We start from the raw sequence: 18,263 nt of genomic DNA, 5'->3' as shown, positions 1-18,263 counted from the left end.
CGCTCGTTTGACGCTCCGGGCTCCCGGTGACCGGTCCGAAGAGCCGAGAAATGCGACATGACCTGCTGTTTCTTCCACTTCCGTCCGATGCGACATGTTTCCGATGACGCACCACGTTGAGTGTGTCGCGATCCTTGAACCGGCCGCGAAAGGCTCCTGACCTGCGGCTTCGCGTGCGCGCATTATGTGCGGTGTGGGCGTTGCGGGCGATATCTTGACGCTGAGATGACGCTTGCCGGGCAGGCCAGCCCCTGTCGAGACGGCGAGCGTCGGTGTGGCGCCGAGGGCGGGTGACGCTGAGCGCAGATCTACTGAGTGCTGCTGGTCAGATATCTGGAAGGGACCAGTGGACGCCGTGACCTGCGATGTCTGGCCGTCGCAGTTCGTTGACCTGTATGAATGCCCGATGGCAACGCGCACTGCTCGAACGGCTCGCAGCCGGTGATGTGCATCCCGCAGTCTGGGCGCCGGGGGACTGGCGGTCGGCTTAAGGACTCCTGACAAAAGTCATGGGCTTGACCTGGCCAGAGGACGGTGCCGTGCACGAGGCCGCCGGGTAGTGGGACGCGATCAGCCGCGTCATCGCACCCGGCAAACCCGGCGACATCGGTGATCACCCCCGGGATACCGGTCGCCCATAGGTGAGGTCAAAGTCGTCGTCGCCCATTCCGAGCGCGCGACTCTGCGCGTCGGCGACGTGTTCCTGAAGGCGGACGCCGAACAGGCACGCATCGACGTCGAGGTCGAGGCGATGTCCCTCGCGCCGGTCCCGACCCGGGAGGTCCTGTGGTGCAAGCCGCCCGTGACCCACGGCTCTGCGCGGCGATCGTGGACCGCCTCACGTTCAACGCCATCATCATCGAGACCGGAACCGAGTCCTACCGCCTGGCCCGCACCAAGGCGCAGAGTAACGACGCTGCCAAGCACACCGTCACGACGCCACGGAGTAGCTGAGATCAGTCGCGGTGAGCGAGGCAGGCACCAAACGCAGCCACATCGTGCCTCGTTCGCCCGGATCATCGTGCAGGTAGTGCACGAAACGCTCGTCCCACAACGCCTCGTCCGCACCCAAATAGCGGGCGAGCTTGCGCCGCCCCCTCGGCACGTCAAAGGGCACCAGCTCAGCCTGGCCCCGAGCGATCACCTGCCGGACACACCCCGTCGCGAGATCGCACTCGTCCACCACGAGGGCGACGTTCGGGTCATCCTTCACGCGGTCGAACAACCGGGCCCAAGGGCCTGTCAAGGTCCAGAAGGCTCCCTCTTCCCAGAGGAACCAGACAGGCCGCACCGTCGGCCCGCTCGTCGCGATACGAGCGGTGAGCGGCTGCTGCAGGAATGCGTCCACATCAAAACGAGAAGATTCCACAGCTCCAATCTTCCGTTGCCGCCGATCACTTCACCACCGACCTGCGACCTACGACCAAAGCCGCAGGCGCCCCGAGCTCCCGGAAGAAGAGGGCAGGCCCCTCAAGTGGTCCCGGCGATGACCAATCCCGGGGGCCACTTGAAGACGTCCAGAGACAACGGATCTTCATCAACTGGGGCCGTTGGAAGACGTCACAGCCAGAGGGATCTTCTGTGTTCGGCCAGGCGTGCGGCGCTCGTCGGCGCGTGTCGTCGCCGTCATCACTGCACTGCTCACGCATGGACGACCGTTCCGCCTGAGCAGCAATCAGTCTCCTGAAGGTGGCCGGGCTGTGGAGCCTGCGCCGGAGGGCCTCCGAATGTTCGGACGCGTCGCGCGGGGAAACGTGGGCGCAGTCTTGTGCGATCCGACCGGGGGCCGCAGGAGCTTGGCAAGCTGCCAGGCCGAGGTGGCTCATTGTGTTCGAACGGACACAGAGAGTGCTTGTGGTGCGGGTGGGCGCGCGCAAATCATGAGTGGTCCCTCAATCGCTCGTGGAAGGACGTCCAGCGCATGGCTCACCGCAAGGTGTATCTCGCCGTCGGCAGGACCAACACCCGGATCTACCGCTTCGACCCCATCGACGGTGACACCCGCGTCGTCGCGAACGTGCCGCCCTACGAGCCCGGTTACACCGCAATGGGTGCGCAGTACCGTGGCGACGACAAGGAGCCCCTGCTACTGGCAGTGAGCCACAACAAGCTCATCACCATCGACGTGGCGGCCGCCACCCTGAAGGACCAGGTCATCGACGGGCTGCCGAGCGGGCCCTGGTTCGACGGTGACATGGACCCCGACGGGAAGATCCTCTTCGTCGTCAGCAACCCCGACGTGCACAGCTATGCCATCGATGTGGCGGCCCTGAAGGCCATGCCTCGCAACGCCCCGGGAAGCGGCCGGTGGGACGACTTCGCCTACCACCCCAGGGACGGGCGGCTGATCTCGGTGGAGGGCGACAACGGCGACCTGTTGCTCGTCGATCCGAGCAGGCAGCCCATGAAGACCGTCCTCAAGAGGGGGGTCTTCCCACCGGCGGAAGCCAGCGCCGCAACAGGCTCGCGGAAGTCGTACTCGGCCACTTTCTTCGACCAGGACGGCAACTTCTACGCCGTCGACTCTGCGGGCAACGTCAACCACCTCGACCTGACCACGGCCACGATCCCCGACCACTCGCAGCGCATCGGGCGGGGAAGGGTGCCCGTAGGCGCCCTGGAAATCATGAACGGCGCCGGGCGTATCACCCCTATGCCTGTCCCGCCCAGTTACGACGAGATTGCCGTGTCCAAGAAGTTCAACCGGACATGGGAGAACAGCGAACCCCGGGGCAGGGTGTACAGCTTCGACCTCACGCTCACCGCCGTCAGCAAGGACAGCGGCAAGGCCGAGGACGTCAGGAGGTTCCGGATCTCCTTCGATCTGCCCACGGTGAAGGGCGCGAAGGCCGAAGCATCCGGCGTACATGTCATCGCCCAGGACGGCAAGGTGTACCTGGAAGCCGAGAACGACCAGTTCCTCGCCGCGGGCAGCTCCCGGCCGATCACCGTACAGATCACTGTCCCGGGGGACCCGGCTCACCTGCCCCAGGAGTACCTCCTCGACGGCCTCAAGGCCACACGCCTGCCCAGCCGCTGATCAAGTCACCCTGGACTCGCCGCCGGCCGGTCCCAGGCGTCATCTGGCGCACACCTGCACCATCACCGTCGCCGGTTACGTTCACCGGCTGCTGAGCGCCCACCGCTCAAGAGCTCCGGGTTCGCACCGGCTCATCCGAGGGGTGAGCCCAACTCCCCGAACGTGTCGAGCAGCTGGCGAAGTCCCCTGCAACATGCGCTCACGCCGCTGCGTCGCCTACGGAGAGTCGCCCATTACCCCAGCCGACATGGCGCGTCCAGCGCCGTGTCGCCCCAAAACAGGAGTCATCTCATGAGCCTGACCACCCCCCGGACCGCCGCCGACCGCCCGGAGTACGGCAGGGCGAAGTATCCCTTCCACATCACCAAGGAGGAGGAACGGCAGTTGCGCCTCAAGGGCGCCGAGGCCGTACCGTCGCTGGTGATCGGACAGGCCACCTCCTTCGACGAGTACGCCCGCCAGCTGATGATTCCGCCAGCCGTCATGGACCTCGCGCGCAAGGCCGAGGACCTGCGCCTGTCCGCTTGGGAGGTCGAAGCCATGCGCAAACACCTCGCCCCCGCCGCCGAACCTGGTGACAAGGTTGGGCTCCTGCGTCAGATCCTGGTGGAGAAGTACAAGAAGGACGACACCCATCCGCCCTACATTCGCGTCGCCTGCTCCGGCCGTGGCGATTACGACGATCTGGCGAGCGAACACGGCCACCTCCACCACGACGACCACCCGAAGGGCGACATCGGCTCGCCCGTGGTCCTGGAGATCTGGCCGGCGCAGCACTACTCACCCATCCACTCCCACGGCCACACCACCGGCATCGTCTTCTGCCTCGCCGGCCAGCTCGACGTCATGGTCTACGAACATCTCAAGTGGGACGCCCGCAAGCTCGGCCTGCTCACCCTCACCCCGGGCCAGTGCGCCTGGCTTTCAGCGGACAATTACGCCGTGCACCGGGTGTACTGCCCGATCGACGGCGGCGGCGGCACCACCGGCCCCGGCTACATGAACTCCACCGCCGAATTCGGCGCCAGTTTCCACGTCTACCTCAACCCGGAGCAGACCGCCATCGAGGACGACGACGGTGACAGCTACAACCGTGACTCCTTCGACTACATCGACGAGAAGTCCAAGGAGCGCCGCTCCTTCGACACCGAGTCCGACCTCTCCTGGGGTATTCTGCGCCGGGTTCTGGCCAACACCCCGCTGACCTGAGTTCAGGTCAGATCACAGCCGGCCGCGCGTCGTGCCGGGTGAGCGGAGAGTACAGACGCCTGATGCGGCGGGACCGGCGGGCCGGCCCTGCCGCCGGTGCAAACAGCCGGTGTCTCCTCCACTCGCTCCTTCTGAGCGGGACTGGCTTTCCGGCCCAGGCCCGCGACTGCGCAGTCGGCTACGCGTCTTGACATCGTTTCTGACTGCCGGAGGGACGAAGTGGTGCGGTCGTACATTCGGGTGCGGGAACCGACCGTCGCGTGCGCGCAGGACGTGGCGGACGACGGTGTAGCTGCTCCTGCGCTCCTTCAGTGCAGCGGATGCGGTAACCACCGGTGGCGCGCCGTCCAGCCGCAGGGCATCGCGTGCGTCCGGGCTGCGCTGGAGGACGGCGTCACGCCGGCGCAGCAGCTCTCCGGTGGGACGCTCCCGCTCGGTGACGGCCGGGTAGGGCTTCGGCCACAGTTGGGACTGCTGGTTCGTGGCGTTCGGGCTGCACGGCGCCAGGGTGGCAAGCCGTGGCCGCATCGGTCCCGGTCGCCGCCGGCCGCCGGTTTCTGGCTGCGGTCCCAATAGGTTCCCTCGGTGGTGCTCTGGAAGCCGTGGTACCTGCCGTGCTCACGCGGAGTGAAGGTCCAGCTGCGGTCGGAGAAGGCGGGCCAGTCCGCATCAACGAACGCGGGTGCACCTGACCGCAGTTGCCGTAGGTGCTGATGTGCCGACCAAGCCGCCCCTGTTTCCGCCGCCACACCGACGCGGCACGAGCGGGCGGCCCCGATCGACGTGACCACCGTATCCATGCCCCTGCGCTGCTCTCCGCCGAAGCGTCCACGCCTGCCCCCGACCGTCACCGCGGCGTCCGATCGCCCTGCTGGGCGAATCGCTGAACGGTCAGGCTTCCGAGGCTCCGTCAGCTCGGAGCATGCCCGTTGTCGAGTGCGTCTGCCGTGCGGTCACCAAGCTGGGGGGTGAGAAGGGGCGCTCAGGCCTTCTCACGGCGGAACGCGCGGGCGATGGCGCGCGCCTCGATGCCCGCCTGGCGAAGGACACCCGTGAGGGGATTGGTGTATCCGGCGAAGTAGAGGCGGGGGGCTGCGGGATGGTTCTGTGCCCCTACGGCGAGGGGATGCCCAGCCTCGTCGAGTACGCCCAGGGACCCGACCAGGCCCTGCAGGTTGGACCGGTATCCGGTGGCGGCGATGACTGTGTCGGGCCGCAGTCGGATGCCGTCGGCCAGTACCACGTCCGGGCCGTCGAACGCCTGGACAGCCGCGACCGGCTCGACCCGCCCGGAGCGGACGGCGTCCACGAAGCCGTTGTCGAGCACCGGGCTCACCCCTTCGCGGGCATTGCGGGTGTACAGGCCCGTACGGGGCCGCGGCAGTCCCCGCGAGGTCAGGTCGGGCACCGAGAGACGTTGCGTGAGCAGGGATGTGCGGTCGCGCCACGCGAGCGGGAGGGCCTCCGTCAGCCGGCCGACCGCATGCCAACGGGCACTGGAGCGGGGCAGGATGTTGGGCGGCGTACGGACTGAGATCTGTACCCGTTCGACTCCGGCCCCGGCCAGGGCGCTCGCGATCTCGGTACCGCTGTTGCCGGTGCCGACCACCAGGACGTGCTGCCCGCGGTAGGGCGCCGGAGAACGGTAGTGGGCCGAGTGCAGCAGCCTGCCCGTGAAGGACGAACGCCCCGGCCAGTGAGGGAGGTGCGGGGTATGGCAGCGGCCGGTGGCCACCACTACCGCATTCGTGCGCACCGGCCCGTCGGGGGTATGGACCAGCCACAGTGCTCTCGAACCCGGCTCGGCCCGCTCGATGTGCTGCGCCAGGGTGGCCACCCGGACGTCGAGCCTGTGATGGGCGGCGTAACCCTCCAGGTAGCGCACGTAGTCGTCCCGGCTCACCCACGGGCCCGCTTGGCGCGGCACCGGCAGGCCGGGGAGTTGCGACGTGCTGGGAGTGGTATGCAGGCGCAGGTGGTCATAGCGCTGCGCCCAGCTCGCTCCCACGTGGTCCGACCGTTCAAGGATCACGGTCGGTTCTCCGGAGCGGTTCAGTAGCGCGGCGGCCGCCAGGCCGTGGGGGCCGGCTCCGATCACGATCGTGGGAGCGCTGAAGTCTCGCTGTGGTGTCGGGCGCATCGCCCCCTACAACGGCAGACCGCGGCGCACGTCACGCCCGACTGACACACAGGGAACAGCGAGTTACCGCCGTTACACCGGCGGTGTGGAGTCGTTGGAAACAGGGCAGCAGCGCGCCGCTACGTGCGGGGGTTGCCCGGTCCGCCCAGGACCGGACCGTCCGGGCCGGACGCGGCTGAGCGGTCATGAGCCGGGCAGACCAGGGGACATGAGCCTGCGTGCGGCCCCGGCCTCTGCGGCGGGCTTTTCCTCCGGATCGGCTCGCTCCACCTGTCCGATCTTTCGAGGGGCTCATGTGCAGGCAGTGACGACGCGCCACGGGCCACGGCTGCGGATCAGCGGAGTCTGCAAGGCGTACGGCCGTAGGCAGGTTCTGCGCGATGTGGATCTTGATGTGTCCGCCGGGACGCTGGTGGGAGTCGTCGGCGAGAACGGCGCGGGGAAGAGCACTCTGCTGCAGATCGCCGTAGGACACCTTGCACCAGATCGCGGAACGGTGACACGGACCGGGGCAGTGGGGTATTGCCCGCAACGGGCGGTACTGAACGATGCGTTCACCGTCGGACAGCATCTGCGGTTGTTCCAGATGGCCTACCGGCTGCCGACGCTGGAGCGCGCCGGCGAGCTGATGGAGCTGCTGGCACTGACCGGCTGCCGACGACAGCAGGTCGGCGAACTCAGTGGTGGAACCCGACAGAAGCTGAACCTGCTGCTCGCTCTCCTGCACGATCCGCAGCTGCTGGTCCTGGACGAGCCCTACCAGGGCTTCGACTGGGACACCCATCAGCGGTTCTGGACGCTGGCCGCCGACCTGCGTGATCGGGGCCGGTCGATCATCGTGGTCTCTCACCTTCTGCACGACCTGCACCACTTCGACGCGATCGCCCACTTGCGCCAGGGCCGTCTCCACTTCGAGGAGACCGACCGTTGAGACTCTCCTGGACGGCATTCACCGAACTGCTGCGCTGCACTCTGCTGGGCCACCTGCGCAACCGGCTGGCCCTGGTTCTGGCGGTGGCGTTCATCCCCGTCTGGATCGCCGTGGCACGCCTGTGTACCTCCGACCAAGTGGTGCGCGTCCGGCTGGACGCCATCAGCGTCCCCGTCTCCGCCCCGGCCGGCCAGGTGGGGCAGGTGGCCAGTGCGCTGGGCGCCGTCACCATGGTCGCCGGCTTCATCGCCTTCACCGAGACCTTCCTGTCCCGGCAGATGGACCGCCGTCTGCTGCTGGCCGGCTACCCCCGGCTGCCGATACTGCTGGCGAAGCTTGCTGCCGTCGCGCTCACCGCCGCCGCGCTGGCCTTCTACACCACGATCCTGCTGTGGATCTCCATGCCCGTACGCCACGCAGCACCCCTGGCGCTGGCCCTTGCAGGCGCCGGCCTCGCCTACGGCGGTATCGGCCTTCTGCTCGGCTCTCTGGTTCGCGGCGAACTGGAGGGCTTCTTCCTCATCATCATGCTCAGCCTGGTCGACACCGGCCTGCAGAATCCCGTCTTCAACACGCTCATGGATGTGGCGGGTGTGTCCGCGCTTCCTCTGTACGGCGTGAACCAGTTGGCGCTGAGCTCAGCTCTCACCCCGCAGATCCCCTGGTCCCACGGCCTGCTCTCCCTCACCTGGTCCGCAGCGACCGGCGCCCTGGCGCTGCTTGTCCTCCACACCCACCGCCCTTCCCACTCCCCGTGGTTCCGCAGGACGAGAGCCCAATCAGGGTGATCACGGTGAGGACGGCCTTCCTCCTGGGCCTTCCTGGCGGACAGTCGCCGACGTGCCGGTCGACGACCGCCGGGTGGTGTCCGTGTGCGGGTGCGGCGTCTGGGCTGCCCCACACGCGGCAGCCGGCAGACCTTTCGAGGCCGTAGTCACGGAGTCGGCGGGCCGGGCTGGATCGCGTGTGCCGGCGATACTCGCGGTGGGCCTGGCGCGGCCCTGCGCATCCCGTTGCCCGTCGGACGGGCGCCCCGCGTGATCGGCGTCGACGACTTCGTCCCGCGTCGGCGGTACCGCTACGCCACGGTGGTGATCGATGCCGAGACCCATGAGCCGATCGACGTCCTGCCCGACCGCACGGCCGACAGGGGCGCCGCAGCCCGCGCCATCCTCGAAGCAGCCGCGAAGCTCGGCGTCACCCTCCTGGACACGGCCGACGGTTACGGCGACACCGGTGAGGTCCTCGGCCGCGCGATCGACGGCCGACGCGACGAGGTCGGCATCGTCGCAGCGCCCTTCCGCGGCGGAAAAGCCCGGGGTGTTCGACGGGAGGTGGCCGGGGGAGGTGCGTAACGCAGTACGGTCGCCAGCTCCTGGAGCTGGTCCCGTGTCGTGACGGCGTGCAGGCGGCGGCCGGTCAGCTGGGCGGCGACCGTGCCGTCCTCCTGGCTGACGGTGACGTCCACGACGGCGTCCGAAGCGGTCAAGTGGCGCAGCGCCACGTGGATCAGTCCGTGGGCCGGAGGTTGCTGCCAGACCCGGGCGGACTCGATCGCCGCGGGCAGGTCTATGCGGCCGTCGGCGGCATGGGCGAAGAGCGGTGCGGCTTGCCTGCAACGCACCGTCGCACAGACCTTCTCGGGGTGTTCAGCGGAAACGGTGCACGGTGGCTGGAAGTGGCGCGGCAGGTACGGGGTGGGCCATGGCGGCTCGTCGTCCGGCTCCGGGCAGGCCCGCGGCGACCGTTTCGAGGTCCTGCTGGATGCCGTACAGGCGCCGGGCAATCCACCCCAGGCGCTGTGCCGAGTCGGGCCCGTAGGAGTGGGGCAACTCCTCCAAGCGGCGGGCGGCCTGTTCGATCAAGGGCCGCACGCCCGCGACGGGCCCTGTGGCCTCGTCGGCGAGCTGGCACATCACGGTGGCGAGTTGAGCCGCCACGCTCGGCGGCGACTGCGGCGCGGTGGGGCCCGGCAGCTCAGGGAGCTGCAAGGGCGGCGCGCTGTCGTGCGAGTGCTGGACCTTGGTGCGAGTCGGCACCGGCAGCAGGTGCAGGTCGGACTCGATGCGCCGGCATTCCTCTTTGAGCGCCCGGTACTGGGACGGGCCGGACGGCGTGCAGGTGCCGTCGGCGCGGATGAGGTTGGCGATCACGTCGAGGCGGCCGGGCTGGGCCTGGAGGGCAACCCAGTGGCACGCCGGTTCGTCTGCGGCCCTCGGTTTGACGCCGGCGGCATGGCCGAGGCGATGGGCTATCTGCGCCCACTCCGGCGTCGTCAGCGCGCGGTCGTTCGGGTGCAGCCGGACGGTGAAGTGGAAGAGGCCGGTCGGGGAATCGGCGTGCACCAGGGCGTACGGGTGCAGGTCGATGGGCGTGCCGAGGTAGTCCTCCCAGTCGGACAACGTCCACTCGCCTGGCGGGCCGCCGTTACCGGAATCGTTCTGGAGAGAGCAGGCGACGACGAGGTCGCCGAGCACGTCCTGTTCGGCGACGGGGCGGCCGAGGGCGCCTGCGAGTGCCTCGCTCGGATGGAGGGGCTCGCGGTGGATGTGGCAGATCACCAGCCGCCCTGGGCGTCGTCAACGTGCACGAGTTGGTTCAGCGCGGTGGTCGAGTACCAGCCGCAGTCGATCTCGGCGTGGGTGCCGGTGAACTTGGGGAGCAGGTAGTCCTCCAGGGCTCGCAGGTAGATGAGGCAGTCGGGGCAACGCCTGGAGTTTGAGGTGGGCGAAGCCGTGCTCGACCGGCGCCCCGTCCCAACAGCAAGGACGCGGTTGGGTTCTTTCTGGCCGGGGGTGAGCTTGTGGGTGCGGCTGGCCTGGAAGCCGGTGACGATCACGGGATCGTGTAGGTCGTTGTCCAGGCCGCGGAAGCCGAGGTCCGCCAGCGCCTCGAGGTCGGCGGCGCGCAGGTGGGCCAGGATGTGGTCGTGGCGGGCGGCGGTGTCGTCGTGGGTGCGGCCGGGCCGGGCGGCGGATATCCAGATCAGGCGGCCCCTTTCGGCGGTGAGGGCGAGGAAGTACAGGCCGTGGTGGCGATGTTTGCCGGAGTAGTTCTTGCGGTCGGCCTTCCCGGTGCGGCGCTGGGTGGGGATGAGAGTGCAGTCAATCAGGACCACTTCGCCACCCTGTCGGGCGATCTTCCTGCATGCGCGGTCCAGGCGCGGGGCCTGTGCGGCGAGCAGTCCGATCGCCTCGTCGCGCCAGCGCCGGACGGTGGACTCGGAGATGCCGTCGGCCATGTCGGCCAGGCGCTGGTCGTGGCGCAGTACGGCCAGGACGATCACCGCGATCCGTCCGGGCGGCAGGATCCGCCACCGGGACCGGATCGCCTTCAGAGGGCGCCGCAGCAGATCGGCGAGGTGGTTGACGGTGCGCGTGGACAGCGGCAGACGGCACCGGTGGACAAGCGGGCAGGTGTCCTCGGCGTGCTCTTCGGCTCTCTTCACACAGTGCCCAACGGCCGCCCGGGCGCACCGTGGTTACGTTCGCGCTGCACCACTCCGGGCTGCTCTTGTCGGGCAGGCCCTGGGCGCCGACGCCGGTCAGCAGGTCTGTGGGGAGTCGCTGTCCTGATCGGCCGGGTGGAGCAGTTCGATGACGCGTTCCTCGTACCGGACACGGGCCGGGGAGAAGTCGTACGGCATCTTGCCGATGGCCTCCAGCGTGCTCATCGTCGCCTCGGCTTCTTCCTCGCCGGCGTGTTCGTCGTGCTGGTCCAGGAGGTCGTCGAGGGCCTCGTCCAGGCCGGATCTGTCGATGGTGGCTACCAAGGCGGTCTCATGAGCACACCGCTGGGCGGCCAGGTCTTCGATGCGGGGATCGTCGGGGGACATGGTGTCGTCCAGGGCCGACTCGGCCTCGGCCAGGCGGTCCTCCTCGGCCCGCAGCTCGTGGTGGGTGGCCAGGACGATGAACCGGTCGGCCTGGACGGCGGCGCCCACCGGGCCGAAGATACGCTCCGTGACCAGGAGGGTATCGAGATCGGTCGAGCGCAGGGCTCCGGTCGGCAGATCGTGCAGGCGGCCGCTGACCAGTGGTGAGAGCAGGCCCAGGGGGCTGCCCGCCGCGCGGAGGCGGTGCACGGCGGTCCGCTGGGCTTCGATGGCGGCCGCCTTGGAGGCGAGGGTTTCCTCCAGTCGGGCCAGGGACTGCTCGATGCCGGTGGTGCCCTCAAAGCCGGCCCGGATGTCGTCCAGGGAGATACCCGCATCAGCCATCTTGCGGATCCACAGCAGGCGGATCATGTCGTCGTATCCGTAGCGGCGGCGGTCATCACTGCCGCGTTCCGGCTCGGCGAGAAGCCCGATGGCGTGGTAGTGACGGATGGCGCGGGGTGTGGTCCCGGCGAACGCGGCGGCATCGCCGATCTTGACCCGGCGGGGAATCGGAGGAAGGGGCATGCGAGGGAACCTCTCAATGTCGTGCTCGCCGCCTACTGGACCACATGCCGCTACGGCACATGCAAACCCGCTGCCGTGGGCGTGCCGGTCGCTCCCGCACTATGAAGGTCGTACGGATCGCTGCACGGGTAGAGAAAACGTCCTGGATGAGCAGACTCGGGAACAGAGCACGGGTGGGGAATTCAATCAACGAGTTCCATCAGGGCGGCAGCGTCCATGGTCACAGACGAGTGGTGAACCGGCCGTCGGGCAGTTTCAGCAGCCAGCCGCGGTCGGCCAGCCTGACCAGTTTCCCGCGCAACGGCTCCAGTCTGGCCCGCACGCTGACGTCCACCCCCAGCACCTCGCCGACCTGCCGAGCCATGAGCGGCCCGGCAGCCTCCCGCACGACGGCCAGGATGCGCTGGTAGTCCGGCGGGAACATGGTCTCCTCCACGCCGGACGTGCGGTGCGGGATCATCATCACCGCCCGGCCGCCCACCTGCCCGGGCGTCCGGCCCGGCCGAGGCCCGCTCCTCGGCAAGCTGCTCGCTCATCCGCTCAAGAACCTTCTCAGCGACGGCGAGTTCGTCGCGCTCGGCCCGGACCTCCGCCAGCTGCTTGGCCAGCTGACGGGCCGCCATGCGCCGCCATCCCGCCTCCGCCGACCGCGACCTGCGGCGCCGCGTCAGCGTCGCCCTGGACTTCCTGGCCTGGATGGACCAGCGCGGCCTGTCTCTCGCCGACCTCGCCCAGGAGCACATCGACGACTGGATCGCCGGGGCCACCAGCCAGCGGCGCTACCTGATCCGCTACTTCCTGACATGGACCACGAGCCGCCGGCTCACCCGCGAACTGACCGTCCCTCCATCCCGAGCCAGGAACCCCAGGACCTGCTCGGCGACGACGATCGCTGGCTGCTCCTCCAACGCTGCCTGACCGACGATGCCCTGCCGACGGACGTCCGCGCCGGCGGCGCGATCACCCTCCAGTTCGGCCTGTCCACCGAACGTCTTTGCCACCTGACGCCTGAACACCTCAAGTTCGGTGACAATCACGCCCACCTCGTCCTGGGCCGCCACCCCGTCCTGCTGCCTCCACGGCTCGCCGAACTCCTTCGGCAACTTGTCGAACAGCCCCAACTGCGGCCGCAGCTCTCGCGAGCCCACCCAGGTGTCCAGTGGCTCTTCCCGGGCATGGTCCCGGGCAAGCCGATCTCGACGCACGGCATGACCCAGAAACTCAACCGGCACGGCATCCCGGTTCGCACCGCGCGCAACGGGGCGCTGGCCGCGCTCGCCGCTGATCTTCCCAGCCCGATCCTCGCCGACCTGACCGGCATACACCGCCACACCGCGATCCGCTGGGTCGCGTACGCCAGACGCGACTGGGCTGAGTACCTCGCTGCACGGGCTGAGGACGACGCCCGCAAGAGCCGTTAGGTCACCTTGCGCGAATCACGCCGAACGTACGAGCCCGCAACACGCGTACTACGGTTCCCCGCCGTCAGTCGATTCATTGCATGTGGGTCACCGTAGTTCGGCTACCGACCCGGCGATGGCGGCACAGTCAGCGGCAGGATCCATCCGGCGGCACGCTATCCGGGGCGGGCCGGGCGGCGATCGACTACTCGTCCGCCCTGGCCTCGGGATCAGATGGCGGTCAGGATGGCGCGCAGCCGCTCGTCCTCGCGGATGATGCTGTTCGCGACGCCTGAGTCGACGATGCGCCGGTCCTGCTCGGCGAGTTCGGCGACGCGCAGGCGCTGGTGGGTGCTCAGGGCGGTGGCACCGAGGGCTTGGAGGGCCTCGCAGGCGCCGGAGATGTCCGCTCCGGTTTCGGCGGAGTGGAGGGCTGCCTCGGCGAGTTGGCCGAGGTCGACGACGTCGGGGTCGGTGATGGCGAGCAGTGCGAGGGCGGCAGCAGGGGCCTTCTCGGGGTCGGCGAGCAGTTGTTCCAGTCGGGGGATCAGGGGCCGGGCGGCCGCGCCGAGGAGGGCGGTGGCGCGGATGGCGCGGACGACGGTCCACCGGTACCAGAGCTGGTTGCCGGTGGTGCGGTCGAGGACGGAGGCCAGGATCGTGACGGCTTCCTCGGCGTCGCCGTCGATCTGCCACAGGGCGGTGGCGATCGCGATGTCGCGGTCCAGTTGTGGGGTCGTCGGCTCGGCGTCTTCGCTGACGGCTGCCCGCAGGGCGGGGAGCAGTCCGGCGGCCGTCGCGCCCAGGGTGGCGGCGGCCTGGGCAGCCTCCGCGACCTCGCGCGGACCGGCGGCGAGCGCCTTGGAGACGGCGTCGAGCAGGAGGTCGGTCTCGCCGGTGAGGTCGTGGTGGGCCCGCGCCACCATCAGCGACCCGGCGGCGGCACGCAGCACGGCGCCGGCCTGCTCGCGCTCGGCCTGCGGGCCGGCGGCTGCCACGGCGGTGATGGCGGTGGCCGCGTACTGGAAGCGGGGCAGCACGGAGTACAGCTCGGGCAAGGCGGCAGCGGCCTGCGGGCCCCACTGACGCAGGAGGTGGACCAGGTCGGCGGTCTCGTTGTTGCCGAGCCCGTCTGCGGCCAGGCGTGCGCGGACGGCGGCGAGCAGGGCCGGGTCGAAGGGGAAGGCGGGGGCCTGGAAGTCTCCTGCGGCGTCGAGCGCGCGGGGGCGCCGGTCGAGGTCCCGGGCCAGCAGCGGGGCGGCCTGTCGGGGCGCGACCCGGACGAGCACGGCCAATGCCTGGTCAGCCGCCTCGTCGTCGGGTTGGGCGGCGAGTTCGGCGAGGGCGGGCGCGGCCTCGGCGGCGGCCGGGCCGAGCTTGCCGAGCAGGGTTGACGCCGGGTACTCGGCGGCGAGTGGGGCGATGGCCGGGACGAGTCGCTGGGGAGCGCTGCGGGAGAGGTGGCAGGCGTGGTCGGCCGCGGAGAGCGCCTCGGCCCGCACTTCGGGGCGGCCGTCGCGCAGGGCGGCGTCCAGCAGGGCGAAGGCGGCCTCGCGGTCTGCCTTGGTCTCGCGGCGCAGCAGGCTGTCGACGATCGCGTGCAGCGGCTCTCGGTGGTGCATGCTGTACCGGTCGACGGTGAATTCGCGGGCGGGCAGCAGGCCGAGCGCGGCATCGTGGTGGGCGTCGGTCCAAGGCTCCCCGGCGGCCAGAGCGACGAGGAGCGCGGCCAGACGCAGCGGCGCGGGCGTGTCTGCACCGAGCAGCGCGCGGGTCTCGACGGCGGCGCCGGAGAGGTCGACCCGGCCGAGGGCGATGAGCAGTTCGGCCCGGACACCGGGATCGGCCTCGGCCGTCCACCGGCTTCGCAGGGCGACCGGGGCGGCCTCGGAATTCCGGGTGTGGCCGAGCGTCCAGGCGGCGAGCAGCCGGACGTTCACGACTTCATGTGCCAGCAGCGGTATCAGCAGCGGGATTTGGGTGGCAACGGCGGCCCGGACGGCGCCCGGCGCGATCTCCCATTCATCATCGCTCTCGGCCAATCCGCCGAGCAGGCAGAGGACTTCGGTCATCCCAGGCCGGGCGGCAGCGGCGATCCGGGCGAGGTACGGGACGGCGTCCACGCTGGCGGAATACACCGTGCCCTGGTGGAGGATGCACGAGTACAGCTCGGAGATCGCCTCCTCGGCATCACCGCCGCCCTCGGCGAGGGCGCGCAGCAGGTCGGGCAGGTCCTCTGCGGGGCCGTAGGCGTGCGAGACGGAGGCCCAGGGGTGGGCGTCGAGGCCGGCGAGGGCGTCAGCGAGATCCATGGGTCTGATCTTCGCAGCCGGGTCCGACAGGACGGTCAGGTGCCTGTCGCGACCTGTGTCAGCGCGCCTGCTTCGTCCCCTTCGGGAACGTGCGTCCCCGCCCGCCCCGCGCACTGGCCGGGGACGGTTGGCGTCCGGCGCCCTGAGACAGCAGGTGGACCTCCGACCGATCAGTTTCTGAAAAACGGCTCAGCACGGGCATGGCGCACGGTAGTACAGGGACTGCGGTCCGGTAGCTGAAACGTCACCAACGACGACGGCCACCACGTCTCCGCCGGCGAGGACCGCAAGGTCCCCTGGGTCGCCATCGCCCCCGTCGTCCACGCCATCCGCGTCCTCGAACGCATCGTCCCCGGGGGAGACTTGCTGTTCAACTCGGCCCACCACGACTTCATCAACCCCCGAGGGCACTATGGCGTGTTGAAGGGCAAAAATCTGAAGCAGAGGATCGAGGACTTCGTAGCCTGGGTTAACCGTGAGGCTCCCGCTCAAGGGCTACCCGACCAGACCATCCCCGCGGATCCGCACGGCGCGATCGGCCTTGCCACGGGCGTACCCCGACGAGAGGCGCCGGTTCGTACGGTCGGTACGGGGGCGAGGAGATCGGCGGTGTCCTCAGCGGAGGGCGTATGCACCCGAGAACAGGGCGCTCCTCAAGTTCTTGAGCACATCGACTTTCCGACACCGTTTGATGAACACGATCCGGTGTCGATCCGGCTGACACTGCTGTCAGTCTCCGAAGTCGGCTGCACAGATGACTGGAGTCGGGTGCACTGAGCACGGCCTCCGCTCGCGGGCCGCCGGCCCTGGCCCCCTGCTCAGTCGGGTGGGGCGCCTGGGTCGATGATCCGATACCCCACGCCGGGTGTGGTGGTGATGACCGGGGGGTCGCCGAGTTTGCGGCGCAGGCGGCTCATGGTCACCGTGACTGTGTTGGTGAACGGGTCGGCGTGCTCGTCCCAGACCTGTTCGAGGAGGTTCTCCGTGCTGAGGAAGGCGGGGCTCGCGCCAAGGAGGGCTTCGAGTACCGCGAATTCCTTGACGGAGAGGTCGAGTTGGTGGCCGTCGCGGCTGGCGGTGCGGCGCATCGGGTCGAGTTCGATGCCCGCCGTGCTCAGCGTGCGGGACCGGGCGGCGGGGCGGCGGCGGGCCAGGGCGCGGATGCGCAGGATGAGTTCGGGAAAGTGGAAGGGCTTGGCGAGGTAGTCGTCGGCGCCCAGGGTCAGGCCGGTGACGCGGTCGCTGGGTGAGTCGGCGGCGGTCAGCATCAGGACCATCACGTGGCCGTCCCGCTCGGTGATCATCTGGCAGAGGGTGTCGCCGTGGATGCCTGGCAGGTCGCGGTCGAGCACGACGACGTCGTACGCGTTGACGTCCAGCTTGGCCGCGGCGTCGAGCCCGTCGTGCGCCACGTCCACGGCCATGCCCTGGTCGCGCAGTCCCTCGGCGATGACTTCGGCGAGGGGGCGGGCGTCCTCGACCACCAGGACTCTCAACGCGCCACGCCCGTCTCTGCGTTGGGAGCTTCCGCCGTCGCCCTGCCGTCCGTACGGGGGAGGGTGAGGGTGACCCGCAGGCCACCGTCGGGGCGGGCACGCAGGTCAAGGGTGCCGTGGTGGGCCTGAATGACGGCCGCGACGATGGAGAGGCCGAGGCCGCTGCCCTGGCCGGTGCCGGTCCGGTCGGCGCCAAGGCGGCGGAAGGGCTGCGCGAGGTCCGCCACCCGCCGCTGGTCGAGGACCGGTCCGCTGGACTCGACGACGAGGGACACCGCGCCGGCGTCGTCTCCTTCGGCCCGTACCGCGACACTGATCCAGCCCCCGGGATCGTTGTGCGCGATCGCGTTGTCGACCACGTTGTCGACCGCGCGGCGCAGCAGCGTCTGGCTGCCCCACACCCGCGCGGAGTCGTCGATCCGGTTTTCACACACGGTCAGGCCCTTGGCCGCAATGTCCTTCGCCCGTCCGGTCAGGGCGGTCAGCGCGAGTTGGCCGAGGGCGAGGCGCGCCGAGTCGGTGAACTCGCCGTGCTGGGTGCGAGCCAGGACGAGGAAACTCTCCAGCAGCCGGTCCACCTGGTCGAGTTCGGCGCGCATCCGGGCGGCCAGCGTGGCCGTGGTCTCGGGTACCGGGCCCGGCTTGGCGAGGGCCACGTCCAGGGAGGCCCGCATCGTGGTGAGCGGGGTGCGCAGCTCGTGGGAGGCGTTGGCGACGAAGAGGCGCTGGGCGTCGAAGGAGCCCTCCAGGCGGCCGAGGAGGTCGTCGATGGTGTCGGCGAGGTCCTTCACCTCGTCGCCGGGGCCGCCGATGGCCAGGCGTTCGTGCAGGCTGTCGGCGGTGATCCGGCGGGTTGCCGCTGTCATCACGCGCAGCGGGCGCAGCACCCGGCCGGCGACGAACCAGCCGAGCCCGACCGAGATCACCGCCATGACGCCGAGGGCGATGGCGGAGCCGAGCAGGATCTGTCGGGACTGGGTGTCGTGCGCCTGGGCCAGCTGCTGCTCCAACTCGTCGATGCGGCCCTGGGCCTGCGCCGCCGTGGCGGGCTGATCGGTGCCGCCATCGGGGGCGGTCCGGCTGGAACGCGATCCGCCGGATGCCACCACGGCCGCGATGGCCAGCAGCGCCGTTCCCGACAGCAGGAAAAGAGTCACGTACAAGGCGGTGAAGCGGGTGCGGGCAGTGCCACGGCGCAGGCCAAGCCGGGCAGTCAGGCTCGCGAGCCGTCGGGGCGGACCCCATTTCATCCGCATGCTCCCCTCTCACCACCGCACCAGGACACGTACCAGGCCAGGCTAAGCCGAGGCGCCTAACAGCGAGATGACAGTGG

16 protein-coding genes and 1 pseudogene are annotated in these 18,263 nt (G+C 69.6%); 8 read left to right on the top strand and 9 right to left on the bottom strand.

Annotated elements, in window-relative coordinates:
• Positions 1 to 931: 931 nt before the first annotated feature.
• Positions 932 to 1,369: a pyridoxamine 5'-phosphate oxidase family protein gene (locus tag ACZ4UU_RS38240; RefSeq protein ID WP_403330273.1), complete on the bottom strand. Its 438-nt coding sequence runs from the start codon at positions 1,367 to 1,369 to the stop codon at positions 932 to 934.
• Positions 1,370 to 1,921: 552 nt separating this feature from the next.
• Between ACZ4UU_RS38240 and ACZ4UU_RS38235 the strand changes: the two genes are divergently transcribed.
• The gene (locus ACZ4UU_RS38235) at positions 1,922 to 3,040 is read left to right on the top strand and encodes a DUF6923 family protein (RefSeq protein ID WP_471908027.1); all 1,119 of its coding nucleotides are present in this window, start codon (positions 1,922 to 1,924) and stop codon (positions 3,038 to 3,040) included.
• A gap of 291 nt (positions 3,041 to 3,331) precedes the next feature.
• A complete protein-coding gene (locus ACZ4UU_RS38230) occupies positions 3,332 to 4,249 on the top strand; it encodes a cupin domain-containing protein (RefSeq protein WP_471908026.1) in 918 nt (305 codons plus the stop codon).
• 982 nt (positions 4,250 to 5,231) lie between these two features.
• On the opposite strand, the gene ACZ4UU_RS38225 is transcribed toward ACZ4UU_RS38230, so the two are convergent.
• On the bottom strand, positions 5,232 to 6,389 hold the full coding sequence (locus ACZ4UU_RS38225; protein WP_471908025.1) for a flavin-containing monooxygenase: 1,158 nt from the start codon (positions 6,387 to 6,389) through the stop codon (positions 5,232 to 5,234).
• A gap of 304 nt (positions 6,390 to 6,693) precedes the next feature.
• Here ACZ4UU_RS38225 and ACZ4UU_RS38220 point away from each other — a divergent pair, with 304 nt between their 5' ends.
• The 3 genes and pseudogenes from ACZ4UU_RS38220 to ACZ4UU_RS38210 form a co-directional block, all read left to right on the top strand.
• A complete protein-coding gene (locus tag ACZ4UU_RS38220; RefSeq protein WP_471908024.1) occupies positions 6,694 to 7,320 on the top strand; it encodes an ATP-binding cassette domain-containing protein in 627 nt (208 codons plus the stop codon).
• Complete coding sequence (locus ACZ4UU_RS38215) at positions 7,317 to 8,108, top strand: hypothetical protein (protein WP_471908023.1); 792 nt, start codon at positions 7,317 to 7,319, stop codon at positions 8,106 to 8,108. The genes ACZ4UU_RS38220 and ACZ4UU_RS38215 overlap by 4 nt, the downstream gene beginning before the upstream one ends.
• Before the next feature lie 52 nt (positions 8,109 to 8,160).
• A pseudogene (locus tag ACZ4UU_RS38210) lies at positions 8,161 to 8,468 on the top strand (ISL3 family transposase); the annotation flags it as partial.
• Between the two features lie 501 nt (positions 8,469 to 8,969).
• On the opposite strand, the gene ACZ4UU_RS38205 reads toward ACZ4UU_RS38210, so the two are convergent.
• The 4 genes from ACZ4UU_RS38205 to ACZ4UU_RS38190 all read right to left on the bottom strand — a co-directional run bounded on the left by ACZ4UU_RS38205 (position 8,970) and on the right by ACZ4UU_RS38190 (position 12,185).
• The gene (locus tag ACZ4UU_RS38205) at positions 8,970 to 9,881 is read right to left on the bottom strand and encodes a hypothetical protein (RefSeq protein WP_471908022.1); all 912 of its coding nucleotides are present in this window, start codon (positions 9,879 to 9,881) and stop codon (positions 8,970 to 8,972) included.
• Positions 9,878 to 10,768 carry a transposase family protein gene (locus ACZ4UU_RS38200; protein ID WP_471908021.1) on the bottom strand — a complete coding sequence of 297 codons (891 nt, stop codon included), beginning with the start codon at positions 10,766 to 10,768 and terminating at the stop codon, positions 9,878 to 9,880. The genes ACZ4UU_RS38205 and ACZ4UU_RS38200 overlap by 4 nt, the downstream gene beginning before the upstream one ends.
• A 96-nt stretch (positions 10,769 to 10,864) precedes the next feature.
• Positions 10,865 to 11,722, bottom strand: a complete 858-nt coding sequence (locus ACZ4UU_RS38195; RefSeq protein WP_471908020.1) for a MerR family transcriptional regulator — start codon at positions 11,720 to 11,722, stop codon at positions 10,865 to 10,867.
• A gap of 220 nt (positions 11,723 to 11,942) precedes the next feature.
• Complete coding sequence (locus ACZ4UU_RS38190; protein WP_471908067.1) at positions 11,943 to 12,185, bottom strand: hypothetical protein; 243 nt, start codon at positions 12,183 to 12,185, stop codon at positions 11,943 to 11,945.
• A 158-nt stretch (positions 12,186 to 12,343) separates the two neighbouring features.
• Between ACZ4UU_RS38190 and ACZ4UU_RS38185 the strand changes: the two genes are divergently transcribed.
• Entirely contained in the window at positions 12,344 to 12,640 is a 297-nt protein-coding gene (locus tag ACZ4UU_RS38185; protein WP_471908019.1) for a hypothetical protein, read from the top strand.
• Positions 12,526 to 13,143 carry a hypothetical protein gene (locus ACZ4UU_RS38180; protein WP_471908018.1) on the top strand — a complete coding sequence of 206 codons (618 nt, stop codon included), beginning with the start codon at positions 12,526 to 12,528 and terminating at the stop codon, positions 13,141 to 13,143. Before ACZ4UU_RS38185 ends, ACZ4UU_RS38180 begins: the two co-directional genes overlap by 115 nt.
• A 209-nt stretch (positions 13,144 to 13,352) precedes the next feature.
• On the opposite strand, the gene ACZ4UU_RS38175 is transcribed toward ACZ4UU_RS38180, so the two are convergent.
• Positions 13,353 to 15,434 carry a hypothetical protein gene (locus ACZ4UU_RS38175; protein WP_471908017.1) on the bottom strand — a complete coding sequence of 694 codons (2,082 nt, stop codon included), beginning with the start codon at positions 15,432 to 15,434 and terminating at the stop codon, positions 13,353 to 13,355.
• Positions 15,435 to 15,797: 363 nt separating this feature from the next.
• Here ACZ4UU_RS38175 and ACZ4UU_RS38170 point away from each other — a divergent pair, with 363 nt between their 5' ends.
• Positions 15,798 to 16,211, top strand: a complete 414-nt coding sequence (locus ACZ4UU_RS38170) for a hypothetical protein (RefSeq protein ID WP_471908016.1) — start codon at positions 15,798 to 15,800, stop codon at positions 16,209 to 16,211.
• A gap of 41 nt (positions 16,212 to 16,252) precedes the next feature.
• On the opposite strand, the gene ACZ4UU_RS38165 is transcribed toward ACZ4UU_RS38170, so the two are convergent.
• Both ACZ4UU_RS38165 and ACZ4UU_RS38160 read right to left on the bottom strand, forming a co-directional pair.
• Positions 16,253 to 16,930, bottom strand: coding sequence for a response regulator transcription factor (locus ACZ4UU_RS38165; protein WP_471908015.1), 678 nt, complete (start codon positions 16,928 to 16,930; stop codon positions 16,253 to 16,255).
• Positions 16,927 to 18,087 (bottom strand): sensor histidine kinase, encoded by a 1,161-nt coding sequence (locus tag ACZ4UU_RS38160; protein ID WP_471908014.1) that lies wholly within the window; start codon positions 18,085 to 18,087, stop codon positions 16,927 to 16,929. Before ACZ4UU_RS38160 ends, ACZ4UU_RS38165 begins: the two co-directional genes overlap by 4 nt.
• Positions 18,088 to 18,263: the final 176 nt, after the last annotated feature.

It is taken from the genome of Streptomyces sp. NPDC028907, assembly GCF_055564995.1.
Note: the sequence above shows the minus strand (reverse complement) of the source record. Positions and strands in the feature narration are given on the sequence as shown.